Consider the following 18,098-nt stretch of genomic DNA (forward strand, 5'->3'; position numbering starts at 1 on the left):
ACGGGCGCCGCGAGTCCGGTCAGCTCTCCGTTCGCGGGAAGGACACCTCAACCCTTCGGTTCTTCTTGCGGCCGGATTCCGTGGAGTTGTCGGCGATCGGGTACTGCTCGCCGTAGCCGCGCACCTCGTACGTGACGCCGGCGTCGGTCAGTTCCTGATCCAGGAGGTTCTGTACGGCGTCGGCGCGCTTGCGGGACAGGACATCGCCGTGGGCGGACGAACCGAGGTTGTCCGTGAAACCGAAGACGCGGATCTTCGTCGCGTTCTGCGTCTTGATCTCCTCGGCGATCGCGGAAATGCGTGCCTTCGCCTCGGCGCCGAGTTTCGCGCTGTCCTTACCGAAGAGGACCTCGGCCTGGAGGGCGAACTTGACGTCGGCGTTGGTGTCTTCTCGGCGTTCGTCGCCGCTTTGGTCTTCGACGACCTGCTTGATGTCGAGGACTTTGGGGTCGGCGAGGGTGGCGCCCTCCGGGAGCTTGAGGTCGGGGTCGGCGGGGTCGACCTCGACCGGGGCGGAGGCGGAGGCCTCGGTGCCAGGGGGGACGCCGGGGGTTTCGTCGGCGTGGGCCGAGACGGCACCGTAGACGTTGGTGGCGACCATGAAGGTGGCGGCGGTGAGAACCAGGGCCAGGCGTGGAGCCGCCGTTCGGTTGGGCGTCGGGGTCATGGCCGGCCTCACCCGGAGATCTTGATGGTGGCGCTGGAGAATGTGGGGATCTGCAGAGCGGCATCACTCGTGTCGGCCGGCGGGGAAGGGAACTGCATGAACACGGGGAGCGTCTGCCCGGCCTCGAGGGTCGTGAGACCCGTTGTCGTCAGCGGACGCCCGTCGGTGTCACGCAGGACGTAGTAGCGCTTCTTCCCCTTGGAGTCCACGAGAGTGGCGCCTCCGAGCGACTGACCGTGTTTGATGACCTCGGTCTCGTCGCCACTCGTCTGGGCGGGGATGGCCACTGACTCATCACCGTCATTTTTCAAGCTGCCGCTCACCGTGACGAACCCTCCGGCGTCTCGCTGAGCGGAAGTGATCTGGAGGAGCAGCCCGTCCGTGCCCTTGAGTTCAGCAAGCTGCGTCTCCGCTTGCCCCTCCTGAGCACTCGGTTTGGATCCACTGTCTTTGGGGGCGGACGCCGACGGGCTCGACTTGTCATCGTTGTCGCCACCACCGCCACAGCCGGCCACACCGACGGCCAGTCCGGCCGCAAGGGTCAGCGCGACCATCCCCCTGCGGGCCTTCGCGGTGAACCGAATGCTCATCTCTCTGCTTCCTTCGTCACTCGTCGTTCGCTTGTGGGTCGGCCAGGTGGACGTCGAAGAGGTCTTCGGGTTTCGGAACGAGTTCGGGAGCATCCGCGTCCAGATCCCACTCCTTGCCCCCCTCGCAGGCGAGCGTGGACAGTACTTTCCCATCGCCACCTTCGCCCGGGGGCTCGCACAGGGGCTCGATCACGGCGCTGGCGGTCGCGTTTGCCCTCCGTTCCTCCGTGCCTGGGACGATGGACTCTCCCACGGACTTGTTGGTCTCGACCTCGACCGTGAAGCGCAGAGGGCCGTCCTGAACGCAGCCGTTGTCCTTCACTTGGGCATCGTTGTGCGCGGCCAGCTCATGCGCCCGCCAGCACGAGGGCTCGAGGCCTTCTGCGTTGCCGTCGAAGATCTGCTGCCACTTGGTCGGATCAAGCAGGTCCTTGACCCAGGCGTCGGCGAGTTGGTCCCGCCTGTCCTGCGCTGCCGCGAGAGCCGCAGCGTCGGCGGCCGTCTGGGCGCCGTTCCTGTTCACCGCAGCTTGGCCGACCGCGAAGTAGGCGAACGCGAGAAAGAGCAGGCCTCCCACCACCGTGATGTAGATGGGGAAGGCCTGCCCTACGTCGCCGTAGCGGCGAGCTCGGATCAAGGAGCGACCTTGGCAATCTGAGCCTGGATCTTGGTGAGAATCGTCTGGCCGATGTTCGTACCCGTGATCGCCAGCACGATCGCCACCACCACCGCGATGATGCCCAGGTACTCGACCGCCGTCTGCCCCTTGTCGCCGGCGCGGCGCTGCATCGCCTCGGCCGTCGTGTTCTTCCAGCCGTTCACACGGACCTTGGTCGCGACGGCGGTCTTCAGCATCAGGTCGCTCATGGTGTTCCCCTCCGGGTTCGGCTGTGCCGCTTTCGGCACGAGGACCGTACGGCGGAACAGGCTGTCCGTCAGAGGGCCCCAGGGCCCAATTCCGGGCCCAATGACTCGGGCCCGTCCGGTTTTCCCCCCAAACCGTCACCGATGGTCACCCCAGTCCTCGGCGTGAGTCCGGTGCCGTGCCGATCCACTTCGCGGCGGCCTCGGAGCGGCTGGTGCTGTGGAGCTTGGCGAAGATGCGGTTGATGTGGTTCTTGACGGTCTTCTCGCTGATGAAGCACGTGGCGGCGATCTGCTGGTTGTTCATGCCGGACGCGATGAGGTCCATGATCTCCGCCTCCCTCGTACTCAACTGGAACCGCGACCTGTCGACAGTGGCGGGACGGCCACTCGTCCACCCAGACGACGACTGTCCCATATGTGGTTGCACTTGCGAAAGGTCTTCCGAAGAAGTGAGTGGTGCCGCAGTGTGCGTAAGCGGGGAATCAGCTGGTGAAGTGGCTTGTTGAGGACTGGAATGCCGTTGCGCGGAGGCGGGGATTCCGTATGCATTCGCACTCGATGACTGACCCAGTCCCTCGGGGAGGGGCTGGGTGGGTGGTGCCTGGGTCTGGCGGAGCTGGGCCAGGAGCGCGCCCGCCGCCGTGGGCGTGAAGTGGGCTCGGCCCTCCTTGATGTCCCGTACCGCCTGGACCAGTTGGTCGGGCGTGAACTCGCCGTGGACCAGGTAGCCGCCCGCTCCTCGCCGCAGGGCCTCCTGGACGATCTCCGATTCCCTGCTGTACGTCAGCATGACGACCGGGGCGATCCGCACCAGGTACGGGAGTGCCGAGATGCCGTCCACGCCGGGCATGCGGACGTCGAGGAGGACGACGTCCGGGCGGTGCTGGTGGGCGGCCTCGTAGGCTTCGCGGCCGTCGGCCGCCTCCGCCACGACCTCGATGTCCGCGCGGCCGGAGAGCAGGGCGGTGAGGCCCGCGCGGACCACGGGGTTGTCGTCCGCGACGACGACCCGGAGGCGGCGGCTCGGCGGTGCCGGTCGCGGGAGGCCGGCGAACGGGGTCTGTGGTGGCGGCGGCTGGGGTGCGCCGGGGTGAGGGGTGGTGTGGTCCGGCATCAGGGGCCTCCTCTCGGGTCGTGGGGACATGCGGCGGGCGTGGTCAGGGCTGCCAGCGGGAGTTCCAGGCGGACCTCCGTGCCCTGGGGGTGGCCTCCGCGGCCGATGCGGATGCGGGCGCCGACCGATGCGGCGCGTTCGACCATGCCGACCAGGCCGAAGTGGCCCGTTCGGCGGAGTTCTTCGAGGGTGGTGCCCGGGGGGAGACCGCCGCCGTCGTCGTACACGCTGATGCGGAGCAGCTCGCCGTGGACGCCCGCGCGGACGTCGACGCGGCTGGGGTGGGCGTGACGGTGGGCGTTCTCCATGGCCTCCGAGGCGATGGTGAGGAGCTGGCGGGCCACCGCGTGCGGCACGGGGGGCACGGCGTGGTCGCCGGTGGGGCGGTAGACCGCGGGGAGCCCGGTGCGGGTGCTGAAGTCACGGGTCCGGGCCGCCAGTTCGACCAGGACGTCGGTGGCCTCGGAGGGGTCGGACTCGCGGCGCAGGTCGGCCAGGAGTTCCCGGGATTCGGCGGCGGCCCGGCGGGCTGAACGGGCGACCAGGGCGGCCTGTTGTCTGATCAGGGCCGGGTCCATGCGGTCGGCGCCCGCCGAGCCGGTGAGTCCGTCGGCTGCGAGCGCCACGCCGTGCAGGGTCTTGGCGACCGAGTCGTGCATCTCGCGGGCCAGACGGGCGCGTTCGGCGCTGACCGCTTCCGTCACGGCGAGACGGGCCTGGACGGTGGTGAGGGCCTGGGTGGCGGCACCGAAGCGGAACATGAGGTTGCGCAGGCTGGAGCCGACGGCACCGGCGATGACGCAGAGGCCGGGCAGGAGGGCGGACTCGGCGATTCCGGGGGCCGGGTTCTGCTGTGCCGCGTGGACGAGGAGCAGCAGGAGCGCCTGGAGGGAGGCGAAGACGGCCGCGCCTCGCCAGCCGTACACCAGGCCGGCCAGGAGGGGGGTGCAGACGCTGACGTAGGCGAGGGTGCTGTCCGGGCCGGCGGAGATGAGGAGCAGGGCGCCGAAGAGGGTGTCCGCGGCGAGCAGGGTGGGGTGGCGGAGGAGGAGGGGGCCGAAGCGTTCCCAGTCTCTGAAGAGGACGTAGGAGGTCATGAAGGTGAAGACCACGGCTGCGCCGACGAGGCGGGTGGGGAGGCCGTCGTGGGCGTTGAGGAGGGCGGTGGGGGTCGCCAGGGCGATCATGGCCAGGCGGAACCCGAACACCTGCCGGCACATGGCCTGTAGGGCGTTGACCTGGATGTCGATCGCGGGGCCGGCGGGGGTGGCCGTGGTCCGGCCCTCGGCCGGGATCGGGCTCCAGTCCGCACCGCCTGTGCGGCTCTCGCCGTCGCGTGCGGGTGGCCCGTGTGGGGGCTGGGCGTCATCGACGCCTGACTCGCCGTGCGCAGGCCCGCCCGGCCCACCGCCCGCCGCCTCCCGCCCCGGTCCGTCGGCCGCCGCCTCCGGCTCCGGCCCGCCGCCCGCTTTCCTGCCCGGCCCGCCGACCGCCTCTCCGCCCGGCCCGCCGCTCGCCTCCCCGCCCCGCCCACCGGCCGCCACCTCCGGCTCCGGCCCGCCGCCCGCTTTCCTGCCCGGCCCGCCGACCGCCTCTCCGCCCGGCCCGCCGTTCACATGGCCTTCAAGGCGGCGTGGCGCGTGCCCCGACGGTTCGCCGCTCGCAGCCGGCGGCGGCGAATTCCGTGCGGGAGCGGCCGGGGCATCCGCCGGAGGCGCCGCCGCCTCCCGACGGCCTCCTCCCTTGATCGGGGGCGTCGCCTCACCCCCCACCGCCTCCCAACCCGGCGGCAGCGCAGGCGTCGCCGACGTCACCGGCACGTCGGGCGCACCCGTCCGGACGTGAGCCGGCAGTACCGTCCCCGCCGGTGGCGTCGTGATCTCCGGTGTCCGGTCGGCGCGGCGGCGGCGACGGCCCAGCAGGCCGTTGCGTTCCCCTGTCATCGACATGCTGTCGCCCCCTTCCCTACTTGCCCGTCACCGCGCCGAAGTCCGTGCCCGAGCCGAGGATGAGGCCGGCGCCGAGGAGGAGCATCGTGGCCGGGACCATGAAGGTCGTGATCATCATCGTGGCCTTCGGGACGGCCCGGGCGGCCTTGCGGCGGGCGTTCTGGGCGTCCGTACGGCGCATGTCCTTCGCGAGCGCCACCAGTGTGTCGACGATCGGCGCGCCGAGTTCCTCGCCCTGCTGCAGCGCCGTCACGAACATGGCGACCTGCTCGGAGTCGTTGCGGCGGCGCAGTTCCGCGAAGGCCTCGCGGCGGCTCATGCCGAGGTCCATCTGGCGCAGGGTGATGCGGAGTTCGTCGGCCCAGGGGCCCTCGTACTTGGAAGCGACCCGGTCCAGCGCCTGACGGAAGCCGAGGCCCGCGCTCACCACGACCGCCAGGACGTCCAGGAAGTCCGGCAGGGTCCGTTCGATGACGTCCTTGCGGATGCGGATCGCCGACCAGATGCCGACCTCCGTCCAGAACGCCCCGAAGGCGAGCAGGAGGAGGGCCACCAGGAGCTGGCCCCGCATCAGGAACACCAGGAAACCCACCCCGCCCAGAGCCCCGTACACCGCCCGCCGCGCCGCGTAGCGGTCGATCGTCAGGCCGCCCGGGTTGCCCGCCAGGTCGATCTTGCGGCGGTACTTCGCCACCTGCTTGGGGCCCATGAGGCGCAGCACGGCGGGGGCGTAGCGCATGCCCATGCGGTCGATGAGGGAGTCGACCGCACCGGTGCGGGTGGAGCCGACCTCCAGGGCCAGGGCGAGGTCGTCGGGGAGTTTCGCCTCGGCGCGGTACATGCGGATGCCGGCGAAGACGCCCCAGACGCCGATGCCCATCAGCAGGGCGAGAAGCAGTCCCATGGTTGCCTCCGGGCTCTCAGACGTCGATGCGGGACAGTCGGCGGATGAGGACGAAGCCGACGGCGTAGAGGGAGAAGGCGATGATGACCGCCGCCTGGCCGAAGGAGGAGCCGGTCATGCGTTCCAGGGCGCCGTCCTTCACGCCGTTCATGAGGAAGAGCGAGCCGACGCCCAGGACCGGGACCGCGTACGAGGTCATGTTGACCTGGGAGAGCTGGGTGCGGACCTCACGCCGGGTCTCCTTGCGTTCCTCCAGTGTCTCCGTCAGGTTGCGCAGGGCGCTGACCACCTGGCCGCCCGCCCGGTTCGACAGGACGAGGGTGGTGACGAGGACGACCAGTTCGCGGGAGGGGAGGCGGTCCGCCAGCTCGCTCAGCGCGTCGTCCATCGAGGCACCGACGGCCAACTGGGCCGCGACTTTGCCGAGTTCCTCGCCCGCCGGGGCTTCCATCTCCTCTGCGGCCATGCCGATCGCCGTGCGCAGGGCGAGGCCCGCCTGGGTGGCGTTGGCGAGGATCCGGGCCATTTCGGGGAGCTGGTTGATGAACTTCTCGATGCGTTTCTGGCGTTGCCAGTCGAGGAACTGGACGGCGACCCCGATGCCCAGGAGGCCCGCCAGGGGGCCGAAGAACGGGGCCAGGGCCGCCTGGCCGACGAGCCACAGGCCCGCGACCGTGGCGAGCATGTAGACGAAGAACTCACCGGGGGTGATGTCAAGGCCCGTCGCCGCCAGGCGCAGCTCGAGCTTCTTGCCGAGCTTGGTGCGCCGCAGACGGCGGTCGATCCCGCGGAAGTGGCGGCGCCGGCCGCCCGCCTCGAGCCGGCCGGCGGCGGACAGGCGGTCGACCAGCGCCTGCCGCTGTGCCTTGCCCATGGCGTAGGAGTGCAGGCCGACGACCGCGAGGACGCACGTCAGCAGGGTGATGCCGGTGGTGAGCGTGATGAGCGTGTGCAGTTCCATCGGTCGGTCCTACCTGGCTTCTCGGGTGGCTAGCTGGTCCGCGGACCGGGCGATGCCGAAGGCCTGCGGGACGGGCTGGCTCGCCATGTAGAGGCGGTCGGCGGTGCGGCGTGGGAGGGGGAAGTGCTCGAAGGCCCCGTGGATGCGGCCGTCGGCCGCCATCGGCTGTGCGTTGAAGCGGGCGACCGAGACCAGGCGGTACGGGTCGCTGCCGTGGCTGTCCATCAGTGCGATCTCGGTGATGCGGCGGGCGCCGTCCGCGAACCGGGTCAGCTGCACGAGGACGTCGACCGCGCTGTTGATCTGGTCGTGCAGCGCCACGAAGGGGATATCCACGTCCGACATGGACGCCAGGGTCTGCAGCCGCATCAACGCGTCCTCGGCGCTGTTGGCGTGGACGGTGGCCAGCGAGCCGTCATGGCCGGTCGACATCGCCTGCAGCATGTCGAGGGACTCGCCGCCGCGAACCTCACCGACGACGATCCGGTCGGGGCGCATGCGCAGGGAGTTGCGGACCAGGTCGCGGATGGTCACCTGGCCCTTGCCCTCGACGTTCGGCGGGCGCGACTCCAGGCGGATCACGTGGGCCTGCTGGAGCTGGAGTTCGGCCGAGTCCTCGATGGTGATGATGCGCTCGCCGTCGGGGATGAGTCCGGAGAGCGCGTTGAGCAGGGTCGTCTTTCCGGTGCCCGTCGCGCCGGAGACGATGACGTTGAACTTCGCCTGCACCAGGCCCGCCAGCAGGTACAGCATGTGCTCGTCGAGCGAGCCGAGGCCGATCAGCTCCTGGAGGGTGAAGGAGCGGGGGAAGCGGCGGATCGTGAGGGTGGCGCCCGTCAGGGACAGGGGCGGGATGACGACGTTGACGCGCTCGCCGGAGGGGAGACGGGCGTCGACCATCGGGTTGGACTCGTCCACGCGGCGGTTGACCGTGGAGACGATCCGCTCGATCGTCTGCATGAGCTGGTCGTTGGAGGCGAAGCGCAACGGCAGCTGCTCGACCCGGCCGCCGCGCTCCACGAAGATCGCGTCCGGGCCGTTCACCATGATCTCCGTGATGGACGCGTCCTCCAGGAGCGGTTCCAGGATGCCGAGGCCCAGTGCCTCGTCGACCACCCTGCGGATCAGCTGCGAGCGCTCCACCGTCGACAGGACGGGGCCCTCACGGCTGATGATGTGCCCGAGCACGCGCTCCAGCCGGGCCCTGCGCTCGGCGGCGGCCAGCGAACTCATCTCCGCGAGGTCGATCTCCTCCAGGAGCTTGGACCGGTAGGAGGCGACCAAGTGGCCGTCCTCACCCCGGTCGCCGTTCTCCTCGGGGGTGTTGATGCGTGCTCGCAGGCTCATGAGTCCGGGGCTCCGTTCAGTGGTCGCGCGGCATCGTGGCGGTCTTGACGGCCGGGTCGAACGTCCAGCCCGGCACGAGGGACGGGATCTTCACCGTGGCGGTGACGGTGACCTCGTCCGCGCCGTAGGAGGCGGGGCAGCCCATCACTTCCAGCCGGCTGCTCACCGCCGCCCGGCAGTCCGCCTCGTACGGTCCGGCCAGCGACGCGCTGCGCGCCCCCGCCCGGGCCGCCGTGCCCGCCTGCTGGGCCGTGTAGGCGATCAGGCCGAGCTGCACGGCCGCCAGGGCGACGAGCAGCAGGATCGGCAGGAAGCCGATGTACTCGATGGCGACCTGGCCCCGGTCTCTGCGCGTCCTCGGCATCTCAGTCGGCCTCCTCGACCGCTCCGGCGTGGCCGTGGACGGGGAAGGGGAAGGACAGCGTGCCCGGGAAGAGGATCGGGACCTCCAGCGTGACGTCGGCCGTCACATAGCCCGAGCCGCCGCAGGTCACCTCGGCGCCGGATCGCCACGCCTCCGACAGGTGCTTGAGCCCGGCCGCCTGGCACGCGGCATCCCGTGCCCCACCCGGCTCGGCCGCCGTCGCCTCCCGCACCGCCTCGTCCGCGGCGTTCCCCGCGAGCGTGAAGGTGTAGCCGACCAGGACGACCTGCCACAGCGCGATCAGCGTCACGATGATCGTCGGTGTCATGCCGAGGAACTCGATGGTGACCTGGCCCCGGTCCCGTAAAGCCGGGGTCGCGAAAGCCGAGCGCACGCTCATCCCTCCCTCCGCCGCCGGAAGGTCACCGACCCCCGGTCGCCGCCCCGGAACCTGCCCGCCTTCTGGGCGGCGTCGGGGGCTTTGACCAGGCCCAGTTCGCCCGCCAGGCCCCACAGGGCCTGTTTCACCGAGCTCTTGCTCTCCAGTTCGTGGATGCGGCCCGCGTCCACGACGCTCTGCAGTTCCTTGAAGTTGGCGGGGATCGCGGTGGCCGCGACGGACGTGCCGGTGATCTTCTGGATGAGCGGCGGCTGGATCTCCGTCGCGCGGGAGTGCCGGTTGACGACGACGGTCGTCTCCTCGGCCTTGCGGATCTGCAGCCGGTCCCACATCCGCACCGCCCGCTTGGCGCCCCGTACGGCGACCACGTCCGGCGTGGTGATCAGCAGGGCCCGGTCGGCCATCTCCACGGCCGCGGCGCCGGCGCCGCCGAGCTGGGCGCCGCAGTCGATGACGACGACCTCGTAGCGGGAGCGCAGGGCGCTGACGATCTGGCGGGCGGATCGGTCGGTGACGTCCTCGCCGCGTTCTCCTTCGGCGGGGGCGAGCAGCAGGGCAAGGCCGGTGTCGTGGCGGAAGACCGCGTCGGCCAGGACGCGCGGGGAGATGTCGGTGATGGCGGCGAGGTCGACGACGGAGCGGCGGAACTGGACGTCCAGGTAGGAGGCGATGTCGCCGGTCTGGAGGTCCATGTCGACCAGGGCCGTGCTGCGGCCTGAGGCCTGGGCGGCGAGGGCCAGCTGGATCGCGGTGAGGGTGGTGCCGACACCGCCTTTCGCGCCGCTGACGGTGACGACGGTGCCGCCGACGCCGGTGAAGACGTCGCCGCCGGCGCCCAGGTGCCGTCGTACGCCGACGGACCACTGGGCGACCGCCTGGACGCGGCTGGCGAGTTCCTCGTAGCTGAGGGGCAGGGCGACCAGGCCGCGGGCGCCGTAGTCCATGGCGGCCTGGAAGAGGCCGGGGCTCGCGTCGGAGGTGACGAGGATGACGCCGACGGCCGGGAAGCGCAGGGCCACTTCGCGGATCAGCTCCAGGGCGGGGACGGGGCCGATGCGCTCGTGCACGACCACGACCTCGGGCAGTTCGTCGACGGACTCGGCTGCCAGGCGCGCGAGGGTGTCGATGAGCTGGGTCGAGTCGACGACCGGGGTGACCGGCTCGGCGTCCGGGAGCTGGCTGAGCAGCGTCGTGACGGACCGGACCGCGTCCGCGTCACCGACTGCCGGGAGGATCCTCGTGGGCATGCGAGCCTCTCACTTGTCCTTCGCGAGTTCGTACGTCCGGTCCTGCTCGGGGACGGTGGTGTCGCTGCCGGGGGCGACGAGAGCGAGGCGGACGCGCTTGGCGAACGACTCGGCGTAGGTGATGCGCTGGGCGTCCCGGGCGGAGAGCGCGAAGGTGATCGGGCGGGCGTCGGTGGGCTGCTGGATGCGGCTGCCCTCGTCCGGCTTCAGCGCGGTCAGTTCGCCGACGTCGATGACCTGGGCGTCGGTCACGATGATCTTCGACTGGTCGGGGTCGCCCTCACGCTCGCCCTCGAAGGTGGCGTAGACGTTGACGGAGGAGCCCGGGGTGATCTTGCCGGCCACGCCGGTCGCCGCGTCGATCATGATGGCGACCTCCTGCTGGCCGGGCTGGAGGGCCGGTCGGCGGACGATCATGTCGGACTGGAGCAGGGAGCCCGCGCGCAGCGTGGTCACGGCGATCTTGCCCTGGATCTCGCGCAGGTCGGTGACCGCGTTGTCCGACAGCCAGCGTTCGGGCATCCTGATCTTCTCGAACTGGCCCGTGCTGAGGGTGGTGTACGGCGGCACCTCGGTTTTGAGCCGGTAGGCGGTGACCTCGGGGCCCACCTTGGACTTCACGTCACTGATGACGGACAGCACGCCGGCGAAGGCGCCCAGGGCGCAGACGACCGACAGGAGCAGGAGAATCACGCCGCGGCGCTGACGGGAATTCATGAGCCGTACAACCTCGTTGGGGATATCGGTCGAGCCGGATCGGGGCAGTGCTGACGAGCGGTGTCAGGGCTCACCCGACGGCCGTTCGGTTCTCGAGCTGTCTGGGGGGTGGGCTGTCGTGGACGGGTGGCATGACCGAGCAGAAGACGCAGCGGTCGCCGATGACGTCGATGCCGCACCAGTGGCAGCGGCTGCGCCGTACGGACGTGACCAGCTGGTAGAGGACGGACAGGTCCGGCAGGTAGCTGCAGAACTCGATCAGCCTGCCGGTGCCCCACCAGCCCGGTGATTCGGCCGGGAGCGGGACCTCCCGCAGGCCCCGCGCCTTCCAGGACGGGGCGAGGGTGGCGGTGACCCAGTCGGACTGGAGCTGCCCCTTGGCGACCAGCATCCAGGTGCCGAACTCCGGGCCGGGAAGCCGGGCTTCGGGGGTGATCCGGACCAGCTGCGGTTCGGGGTGGGCGAGGACGCCGAACTGACTGCCGGGCACCCAGGACTTGGCGTGCGACTTCAGTCCGACGGGGACGCGGTCGAGGCGGGCGACGGAGTTGAGCAGCGCCCCGGCGTGGATGTAGTGCACGAGCAGCCGGCCGGCCGAGGCGAGCACCCCGGGGCCGATGTCGCAGGACGCGAGCTGTCTCAGCTGACGGGCCAGGACCGCCAGCCCGAGGGGCGGCAGCTCCGGCCGGAACAGGGCGATCCGGTCGGTCTCCATGAGGGAGCGCAGGGTGTGCAGCCGGCGCTGCACCGCGGTGGGCGCGGCCGGTGAGCAGACCACGATCACATGCCCGTGGTGCTCGACCAGGGCCTGCATCTCGGCCAGCGCCTGCTCCAGGGGGCGTCGTTCGACGTCCCGGAGCACGACGGCGGGCAGGGTGCGTTCGTCCTGTGGCGGCAGCGCCATGTCGGCGCTGGTCACGGCAATGGCAGTTGGCACGCGCAGCTCCCCGTTTCCCCATGCCCGTTGGAACGCCGGGTGTCACTTCGGCGCACCGTGTCGACTTCACTGCGTGACTACCTCAGCACTGTATCCACGGCTCTGTGACCGGAGAACAGCGTTTGTGTAGCTGAGGTGCAACTGCCGTTGCACAAGCTGCGTCAAAACGGGGCAGGTTGAGCATCTTGCCGGTCGCCGGCCGGGTCTCGGGGGGCCTGGCCGGTGGGCCCGGGACCCGGAGTTGACGGTGGGCCTTCGCGCCACCCGCGCGGCGGGCGGCGGGCGGCGGCTCGGTGTCCCCGACCTTCGGGAACAACGCCCCGGGCCGCATGTCCACGGGCTGCCGTAGCCGTCGCTGACCTCACCGATGGGGTGAGGGCGGCCCCTTCACCCCATCGGCCGGTAGTGCCCGAGCACCCACGCCAGCTGCGGGAACCACTCCTGGAGTCGCGACCTGGGCTTGGCCTCCACCACGCACTCGAAGAATCTGCCGTCCACGTGGACCACGGCGACCATCAGCGCCTTGCCGTTGGGGCTCGCCTGGTAGTGGACGCTGCGGATCTCGGGCCAGCGGAACTCGATCGAGAGCCCGGACGACTCGAAGGCGACGCCGGACGCGTCGACGACGACCGCGTTGCGTTTGTCGACGGCCAGGAAGTCCGGTCCGGTCGACGCCGGTTGCGGCGGAGCCTGGGCGTACGGCGCCTGCGCGTACGGGGCTTGCGCGTACGGGGCTTGCGCGGGCGCGTACTGCGGTGGGGGCGGGCCGAAGCCGGGGCCGGGTGGTGGGTACTGCTGGGTCATCCGTCGGGTCCTCGGTCCTCGTGCTCGCTGGGGACATCTCGGTACTGCGGTAGGACATTCTCCTGCCTAGAAGAACTCCCCCCACGGCTGGTCCCAGATCTGCTTCACGCACAGGACCAGGAACAGCAGTCCAGCGACGGCGAGTATCACGTTGCTCAGCGGGCCGTTGCGCCACTCGCGGGGCGTACGGGGTGAATTCAGGAGCCAGAGCAGGGTGCCGGCGAGGAAGGGCAGGAAGGCCGCGCCGAGGACGCCGTAGATGATGATCAGGCGGAAGGGCTGGCCCTCGAAGAGGAGGAGCATGGGCGGGAAGGTCAGCCAGAGGAGGTAGGCGCGGAAGGGCCAGGAGCGTTCACGTTCGCCCGAGGCGACCTCCTCGCCCTTGGCCCGGCCCTGGCCCGACAGGCGGGCCACGAAGTCGGCGAACATCAGGCTCACGCCGTGCCAGACGCCGATCAGTGAGGTGAAGGACGTGGCGAAGAAGCCGATCAGGAAGAACTTCGCCGTGGCCGGGCCGTACTCGTCCTCCAGGATGTCGCCCAGCTGGATCAGGCCCTTGTCGCCGCTCGCGATCGCGATGTTCGCCGAGTGCAGCAGCTCCGCGCCGACGAACAGCATGGCGATGACGAAGATGCCGGTGGTGGCGTAGGCGACGCGGTTGTCCAGGCGCATGACCTTCATCCAGCCGGTGTCGGTCCAGCCCTTGGCGTTGACCCAGTAGCCGTACGCGGCGAGCGTGATCGTGCCGCCGACGCCGCCGATCAGGCCCAGCGTGTTGAGGATCGAGTCCTTCTCGTCCGGCAGGACCGGCAGGAGACCGGCGAAGGCGTCGGGGAGGTTCGGCGTGACGCGGATCGCCAGGTACACCGTCACCACGAACATGACGCCGACCAGGACCGTCATGACCTTCTCGAACACCGCGTACTTGTTGAACCAGACGAAGACCAGGCCGACCAGGCCGCAGGCGATGCCCCACCACTTCAGGTCCATCACGTCCGGGAAGAGCGCCTGCAGCGGCAGCGCGCTGGACGACATCGCCGCCGCGCCGTAGACGAAGCCCCAGACGACGACGTAGACCGCGAAGAACCAGGTCGTCCAGCGGCCTAGGCTCGCCCAGCCGTCGAACAGGGTGCGGCCGGTGGACAGATGCCAGCGGCCCGCCGCCTCGGCGAGGGAGATCTTCACCAGGCAGCCGATGATCGCGGCCCACAGGAGGGTGTAGCCGAAGTTGCTGCCCGCGATGAGCGTGGCGACGAGGTCACCGGCTCCGACGCCGGTCGCCGCGACGACGACGCCCGGGCCGATGTACTTCCAACTCGCCTTGCGCATCGGAGGGGGCTGCGGGGCCGCGTTCTCCGTGGTTTTTCCCGTGGTGTCCGCCATGCAGATCAAGAAACCGCAAGGAGAGCGAGCCGACAAGAGGGCCTGAGCGCAATCACCCTTGGGGTGCGGAACTGGACGAGATCCGGTGCCCTGGCCCTGCGGGCAGGGGGTTATGCGTACTGCAGGCGGACCGTTCCCCCCTCGTCGTCGTCACGGATGTCCACGTACGCGCAGACCTGACGCGCGTACCACAGGCCCGGGCCGTCGGCGGAAGGCGGGAGGAAGCCGGCGAGCGGGTCGTCGACACGGCGGGCCGAGCGCAGTTCGCAGACGCAGGCGGGTGCCTCGCCCCACAGCAGGGCGGTTCCGTCGAGGGGGGCCAGGGCGGCTGCCGTCTCGGCCACGGCCGCGGCGAACAGTTCGGCGTCCGCGGCGGGCAGGCCCCGGCCCTCCGCCCAGGCCCGCACGGCCGCCGCGTGCGGCTCGGCGAGGGGCTGGGCACCGGCCGGGGGCAACGGCAGTGGTGCCGCGTCGAGTTCGGCCGCGAGGCGCACCGGCTCCTCGTACACGTCCGTGTCGGGGTGGGCGCGGCGGGCCGCCGCGACGACGGCGGGCCCGGCGGTCCGGGTGTCGTACGCGCACAGGGCGGTCGTGGCCATGGGGGCGAAGAGGAGGTTGGCGAGGGCCTCGTAGCGGATCCACTCGGTGGTCTCGCGGGCCGAGCGCCCGGCCCGGCCGCTCCACACGGGCTCCATGAGCAGATGGATCCCGCCGCCCGGGCCGGCGTGGGCGGTGAGGTACGTGGCGGCCTGCGCGACGGCGTTGGCGGCGGAGCCGGTGTACCAGTCGGTGTGCGGAACGCAAGTGACGTTCTCGGCGTCGCCGCCGAGGGCGTCGCGCAGGAGGTCCAGGTTGCGAGGGTCGGCGATGGCCACGGGCGGTGGTTCGCCGGTGGCGGCGAGGCCCTCGCCGAGGAAGGGAAGGGCGGCGGCCAGGAAGCCGTCGTCGCAGTCGAAGACGGCCATACGGTGGTCGAACGGGGCGGATCGTCCTGTGGTCACGGACCCTCACTCTCTCCCGGTACGTACACATAGGCACGCCCGGGTCACACCCGTGGGTGTACTTCGGCCGCTCCCTCTCGGCCACCGCGCCGCACGCGTACACTGCACGGCCGTATTCGGTCTTGACCTGCTCATGCCATTGGCAGAACGATGTGCGCCACCCGCACCACGTACGTCGCACGGAACAACCCCACCTCCCACAAGGAGACTTCATGCGACTTCGCATACGAGGCTCCGGTGCCCGCACCGGCAGACGCACCGCCGCCCTCGCCGCCCTCCTCGCACTCGCCCTCGCGGCACCCCTCTCCTCGACGACGACCGACGCCACCGCCGACAGCGCGCCCAGGGCGGCCGCTTCGGCCGACGACATCCGGCAGTACGAGGTCCACCTGCACTCGACGGCCAAGGACCGCACGGCACTTCAGCGCACGGGCGTGACCGTCGACGAGGTCCACGGCCACGGTGTCGTCGTCTCCGGCCGCGCGGACCAGATCAAGAAGCTGCGTGCGCTGGGCTACGAGGTCAGCGCGCTCGGCGCGGTGCCCGACCGGTCCGCCGGTGAGGGCGACGTCCGGCTCTTCGACTTCCCGTCCGCCGACTCGCGGTACCACAACTACGCGGAGATGACGAACGAGATCAACTCGATCGTCTCGGCCAACCCGTCCATCGCGAGCCAACGCGTGATCGGCAAGTCGTACCAGGGCCGCAACATCGTCGCCATCAAGATCAGCGACAACGTGGGCACCGACGAGTCCGAGCCGGAGGTGCTGTTCACGCACCACCAGCACGCCCGCGAGCACCTGACCGTCGAGATGGCGCTCTACCTGCTGCGCGAGCTGACCTCCGACTACGGCTCCGACTCACGCGTCACCGGCATGGTGAACAACCGCGAGATCTGGATCGTGCCCGACATGAACCCCGACGGCGGCGAGTACGACATCGCCACCGGGTCCTACCGCTCGTGGCGCAAGAACCGGCAGCCCAACTCCGGTTCGTCGTACGTCGGTACGGACCTGAACCGCAACTGGAACTACCGCTGGGGCTGCTGCGGCGGTTCCTCGGGCTCGACGTCCTCCGACACCTACCGGGGCCCGGCGGCCGAGTCGGCGCCCGAGGTGAAGGTCGTCGCCGACTTCGTGCGCAGCCGGGTCGTCGGCGGCAAGCAGCAGATCAAGGCCGGGGTCGACTTCCACACGTACAGCGAGCTGGTGCTGTGGCCGTTCGGCTACACGTACTCCGACACGACGGCCGGGATGACAGCGGACGACCACGCGGCGTTCAAGACGGTCGGGCAGAAGATGGCCGCGAGCAACGGGTACAGGGCCCAGCAGTCCAGCGACCTGTACATCACGGACGGGTCGATCGACGACTACCTCTGGGGTGCGCACAGGATCTTCGGCTACACCTTCGAGATGTACCCGCGGTCCGGTGGAGGCGGGTTCTACCCGCCCGACGAGGTGATCGAGCGGGAGACCTCTCGTAACCGCGATGCCGTGCTGCAACTGCTGGAGAACGCGGACTGCATGTACCGGTCGATCGGCAAGGAGAGCCAGTACTGCGGCTAGCCGCGCTCCTCAGCCGGCGTCTTCCTCGAAGTAGGCATCGAGGACCGCGTCCAACTGCTCGTCCCACTCCTTGAAGTGGCTCCTGGCCGGCGCTTCGATCTCGATCGGGTACCAGCGCCGGTCAGGGGTGTGGACGGTGACGGTGTAGCGCTTGCCGAAGCGGGCGGTCTCCGTTTCCACCGCGCCGATCTCGTCCCAGCGGAACTCGCACTCCTGGTCGTCCAGGGCGAGTCGTACACCTCTGTGGTCGGCGACTATCCGCGCACGGCGGTCGGACGCCTCGAAGACCGGACCGTCGACCTCGGCGTCCTCCTCCGGCTCGGAGGGCGACGCCGTCTCGGCCGTCTCCTCCGGCTCCGGGGCGGCTTCCTCGGCCTCGGCGGCCTCGGGCGCCTTCTCCGGCTCGTCGTCCTCCGTCCGTCCGGACGCGGGTGACGTGAGCCCGGGGATGAAGGCCGGGTCGAATCCGGCGCCTTCCAGGGGCTGGCTGCTCGAACCTATGCGCTGCTCCACAGCGGAGCAGTATGGTCGACAAACCTGTGCCGCACACAGCCGACCCCAACTTCGTTATCGGACGCCTACACGAACGGGCTCGACACCGCCGTGCCCACGGACCCCGCCACCGACCGCACACTCTCCGGCACCGTCCAGGCCGTGAGCGTGTCCCGCTCGCTGATGCCGAAGAGGGTTCAGCCGAGAACGGCCAGCGCGTCGATCTCGACGAGGAGACCCGCGGGGAGGCCGACGTAGACCGTCGTGCGCGCGGCGGGCGGCCGGGTCAGGCCCTGCTCCTCGAAGTACGCGTCGTAGATCTCGTTGAACTCGGCGAAGTGGGCCACGTCCGTCAGGTAGACGCGGATCATCATCGCGTCGTCCCAGCCGGCACCGCCCTCTTCGAGGACGGCCTTGACGTTGGCCTGGCCGGTTACGCAGTCTCCACCATGCCGCGTCGTCCGGGGGCGGCGAGCCGACCGGCGTGCTCCCGGGCGGGCGGCGTGGCGAGGTCGCCGGGCACGGTGAGCGCGGCGCCGGCCATCGGATGCCCGTGCCGCAGCCGGTCCCGCACGGGCAGTCGGCGCAGGGTGGTGGAGGGACCCCGGGCGGGCGAAGGCCGGAACGTCGGCGAAGCGGCCCGGGCGGGACGGCAGGCACGTGACCATGGACTCGCCGAGCGCGACGACGTCGGTGGCGTTGCGGGGTCCGGAGAGGGGCACGATGCTCGTGCTCCTCGTCGGGTGGGTCGGCGGCGGTTTCATTGACCGGGGGCCGAGATGTGGACAG

General features: G+C 70.5%; 19 protein-coding genes and 3 pseudogenes. 1 reads left to right on the plus strand and 21 read right to left on the minus strand.

Features of this window, described 5'->3' with window-relative positions:
• Positions 1–19 precede the first annotated feature (19 nt).
• The 17 genes from ACWD1U_RS34030 to ACWD1U_RS34110 all read right to left on the minus strand — a co-directional run bounded on the left by ACWD1U_RS34030 (position 20) and on the right by ACWD1U_RS34110 (position 15,252).
• Positions 20–667 (minus strand): OmpA family protein, encoded by a 648-nt coding sequence (locus ACWD1U_RS34030; RefSeq protein ID WP_451113220.1) that lies wholly within the window; start codon positions 665–667, stop codon positions 20–22.
• A gap of 8 nt (positions 668–675) precedes the next feature.
• Positions 676–1,257 (minus strand): hypothetical protein, encoded by a 582-nt coding sequence (locus tag ACWD1U_RS34035; RefSeq protein WP_451113221.1) that lies wholly within the window; start codon positions 1,255–1,257, stop codon positions 676–678.
• Between the two features lie 16 nt (positions 1,258–1,273).
• Entirely contained in the window at positions 1,274–1,891 is a 618-nt protein-coding gene (locus ACWD1U_RS34040; protein WP_451113279.1) for a pilus assembly protein TadG-related protein, read from the minus strand.
• Entirely contained in the window at positions 1,891–2,124 is a 234-nt protein-coding gene (locus tag ACWD1U_RS34045; RefSeq protein ID WP_399026437.1) for a hypothetical protein, read from the minus strand. The genes ACWD1U_RS34040 and ACWD1U_RS34045 overlap by 1 nt, the downstream gene beginning before the upstream one ends.
• Before the next feature lie 145 nt (positions 2,125–2,269).
• A complete protein-coding gene (locus ACWD1U_RS34050) occupies positions 2,270–3,238 on the minus strand; it encodes a response regulator (RefSeq protein WP_451113222.1) in 969 nt (322 codons plus the stop codon).
• Positions 3,238–4,854 (minus strand): sensor histidine kinase, encoded by a 1,617-nt coding sequence (locus ACWD1U_RS34055; protein ID WP_451113223.1) that lies wholly within the window; start codon positions 4,852–4,854, stop codon positions 3,238–3,240. Before ACWD1U_RS34055 ends, ACWD1U_RS34050 begins: the two co-directional genes overlap by 1 nt.
• Positions 4,855–5,203: 349 nt before the next feature.
• Complete coding sequence (locus tag ACWD1U_RS34060; RefSeq protein ID WP_451113224.1) at positions 5,204–6,091, minus strand: DUF5936 domain-containing protein; 888 nt, start codon at positions 6,089–6,091, stop codon at positions 5,204–5,206.
• 16 nt (positions 6,092–6,107) lie between these two features.
• Positions 6,108–7,052 carry a type II secretion system F family protein gene (locus ACWD1U_RS34065; RefSeq protein WP_451113225.1) on the minus strand — a complete coding sequence of 315 codons (945 nt, stop codon included), beginning with the start codon at positions 7,050–7,052 and terminating at the stop codon, positions 6,108–6,110.
• Between the two features lie 9 nt (positions 7,053–7,061).
• Entirely contained in the window at positions 7,062–8,399 is a 1,338-nt protein-coding gene (locus ACWD1U_RS34070) for a CpaF family protein (protein WP_451113226.1), read from the minus strand.
• Between the two features lie 16 nt (positions 8,400–8,415).
• The gene (locus ACWD1U_RS34075) at positions 8,416–8,763 is read right to left on the minus strand and encodes a TadE/TadG family type IV pilus assembly protein (RefSeq protein ID WP_451113227.1); all 348 of its coding nucleotides are present in this window, start codon (positions 8,761–8,763) and stop codon (positions 8,416–8,418) included.
• Position 8,764: 1 nt separating this feature from the next.
• The gene (locus tag ACWD1U_RS34080; protein WP_451113228.1) at positions 8,765–9,163 is read right to left on the minus strand and encodes a pilus assembly protein; all 399 of its coding nucleotides are present in this window, start codon (positions 9,161–9,163) and stop codon (positions 8,765–8,767) included.
• The gene (locus tag ACWD1U_RS34085) at positions 9,160–10,410 is read right to left on the minus strand and encodes an AAA family ATPase (protein WP_451113229.1); all 1,251 of its coding nucleotides are present in this window, start codon (positions 10,408–10,410) and stop codon (positions 9,160–9,162) included. Before ACWD1U_RS34085 ends, ACWD1U_RS34080 begins: the two co-directional genes overlap by 4 nt.
• Positions 10,411–10,419: 9 nt before the next feature.
• Positions 10,420–11,127, minus strand: a complete 708-nt coding sequence (cpaB, locus tag ACWD1U_RS34090) for a Flp pilus assembly protein CpaB (RefSeq protein WP_451113230.1) — start codon at positions 11,125–11,127, stop codon at positions 10,420–10,422.
• Positions 11,128–11,197: 70 nt separating this feature from the next.
• Positions 11,198–12,031, minus strand: a complete 834-nt coding sequence (locus tag ACWD1U_RS34095; protein ID WP_451113280.1) for a hypothetical protein — start codon at positions 12,029–12,031, stop codon at positions 11,198–11,200.
• A gap of 420 nt (positions 12,032–12,451) precedes the next feature.
• Positions 12,452–12,868 (minus strand): hypothetical protein, encoded by a 417-nt coding sequence (locus tag ACWD1U_RS34100; protein ID WP_451113231.1) that lies wholly within the window; start codon positions 12,866–12,868, stop codon positions 12,452–12,454.
• A 66-nt stretch (positions 12,869–12,934) separates the two neighbouring features.
• Positions 12,935–14,251, minus strand: coding sequence for an Nramp family divalent metal transporter (locus ACWD1U_RS34105; protein ID WP_451113232.1), 1,317 nt, complete (start codon positions 14,249–14,251; stop codon positions 12,935–12,937).
• A gap of 110 nt (positions 14,252–14,361) precedes the next feature.
• Positions 14,362–15,252, minus strand: coding sequence for an anti-sigma factor RsbA family regulatory protein (locus ACWD1U_RS34110; RefSeq protein ID WP_451113233.1), 891 nt, complete (start codon positions 15,250–15,252; stop codon positions 14,362–14,364).
• Positions 15,253–15,464: 212 nt separating this feature from the next.
• On the opposite strand from ACWD1U_RS34110, the gene ACWD1U_RS34115 reads away from it, so the two are divergent.
• Positions 15,465–16,817 carry a M14 family metallopeptidase gene (locus ACWD1U_RS34115; RefSeq protein ID WP_451113234.1) on the plus strand — a complete coding sequence of 451 codons (1,353 nt, stop codon included), beginning with the start codon at positions 15,465–15,467 and terminating at the stop codon, positions 16,815–16,817.
• Between the two features lie 9 nt (positions 16,818–16,826).
• Here the strand turns inward: ACWD1U_RS34115 and ACWD1U_RS34120 are convergent, their stop codons facing one another.
• From ACWD1U_RS34120 to ACWD1U_RS34135, 4 genes and pseudogenes are all read right to left on the minus strand, one after another.
• Positions 16,827–17,330 carry a hypothetical protein gene (locus ACWD1U_RS34120; protein WP_451113235.1) on the minus strand — a complete coding sequence of 168 codons (504 nt, stop codon included), beginning with the start codon at positions 17,328–17,330 and terminating at the stop codon, positions 16,827–16,829.
• Positions 17,331–17,506: 176 nt separating this feature from the next.
• Positions 17,507–17,734, minus strand: a pseudogene (locus ACWD1U_RS34125) (RidA family protein); the annotation flags it as partial.
• Positions 17,733–17,907 (minus strand): annotated as a pseudogene (locus ACWD1U_RS34130) (sugar kinase); the annotation flags it as partial. The pseudogenes ACWD1U_RS34125 and ACWD1U_RS34130, both read right to left, overlap by 2 nt.
• A gap of 10 nt (positions 17,908–17,917) precedes the next feature.
• A pseudogene (locus ACWD1U_RS34135) lies at positions 17,918–18,073 on the minus strand (sugar kinase); the annotation flags it as partial.
• Between the last annotated feature and the right edge of the window lie 25 nt (positions 18,074–18,098).

The sequence above is a fragment of the Streptomyces sp. NPDC002788 genome (genome assembly GCF_053592115.1).

Bases quoted from the DNA above. Each gene is read 5' to 3' on its own strand.
- ACWD1U_RS34030 (WP_451113220.1), bottom strand. From the start codon at position 667: ATGACCCCGACGCCCAACCGAACGGCGGCTCCACGCCTGGCCCTGGTT.
- ACWD1U_RS34035 (WP_451113221.1), bottom strand. From the start codon at position 1,257: ATGAGCATTCGGTTCACCGCGAAGGCCCGCAGGGGGATGGTCGCGCTG.
- ACWD1U_RS34045 (WP_399026437.1), bottom strand. From the start codon at position 2,124: ATGAGCGACCTGATGCTGAAGACCGCCGTCGCGACCAAGGTCCGTGTG.
- ACWD1U_RS34050 (WP_451113222.1), bottom strand. From the start codon at position 3,238: ATGCCGGACCACACCACCCCTCACCCCGGCGCACCCCAGCCGCCGCCA.
- ACWD1U_RS34060 (WP_451113224.1), bottom strand. From the start codon at position 6,091: ATGGGACTGCTTCTCGCCCTGCTGATGGGCATCGGCGTCTGGGGCGTC.
- ACWD1U_RS34065 (WP_451113225.1), bottom strand. From the start codon at position 7,052: ATGGAACTGCACACGCTCATCACGCTCACCACCGGCATCACCCTGCTG.
- ACWD1U_RS34070 (WP_451113226.1), bottom strand. From the start codon at position 8,399: ATGAGCCTGCGAGCACGCATCAACACCCCCGAGGAGAACGGCGACCGG.
- ACWD1U_RS34075 (WP_451113227.1), bottom strand. From the start codon at position 8,763: ATGCCGAGGACGCGCAGAGACCGGGGCCAGGTCGCCATCGAGTACATC.
- ACWD1U_RS34080 (WP_451113228.1), bottom strand. From the start codon at position 9,163: ATGAGCGTGCGCTCGGCTTTCGCGACCCCGGCTTTACGGGACCGGGGC.
- ACWD1U_RS34085 (WP_451113229.1), bottom strand. From the start codon at position 10,410: ATGCCCACGAGGATCCTCCCGGCAGTCGGTGACGCGGACGCGGTCCGG.
- cpaB (WP_451113230.1), bottom strand. From the start codon at position 11,127: ATGAATTCCCGTCAGCGCCGCGGCGTGATTCTCCTGCTCCTGTCGGTC.
- ACWD1U_RS34095 (WP_451113280.1), bottom strand. From the start codon at position 12,031: ATGGCGCTGCCGCCACAGGACGAACGCACCCTGCCCGCCGTCGTGCTC.
- ACWD1U_RS34100 (WP_451113231.1), bottom strand. From the start codon at position 12,868: ATGACCCAGCAGTACCCACCACCCGGCCCCGGCTTCGGCCCGCCCCCA.
- ACWD1U_RS34105 (WP_451113232.1), bottom strand. From the start codon at position 14,251: ATGGCGGACACCACGGGAAAAACCACGGAGAACGCGGCCCCGCAGCCC.
- ACWD1U_RS34115 (WP_451113234.1), top strand. From the start codon at position 15,465: ATGCGACTTCGCATACGAGGCTCCGGTGCCCGCACCGGCAGACGCACC.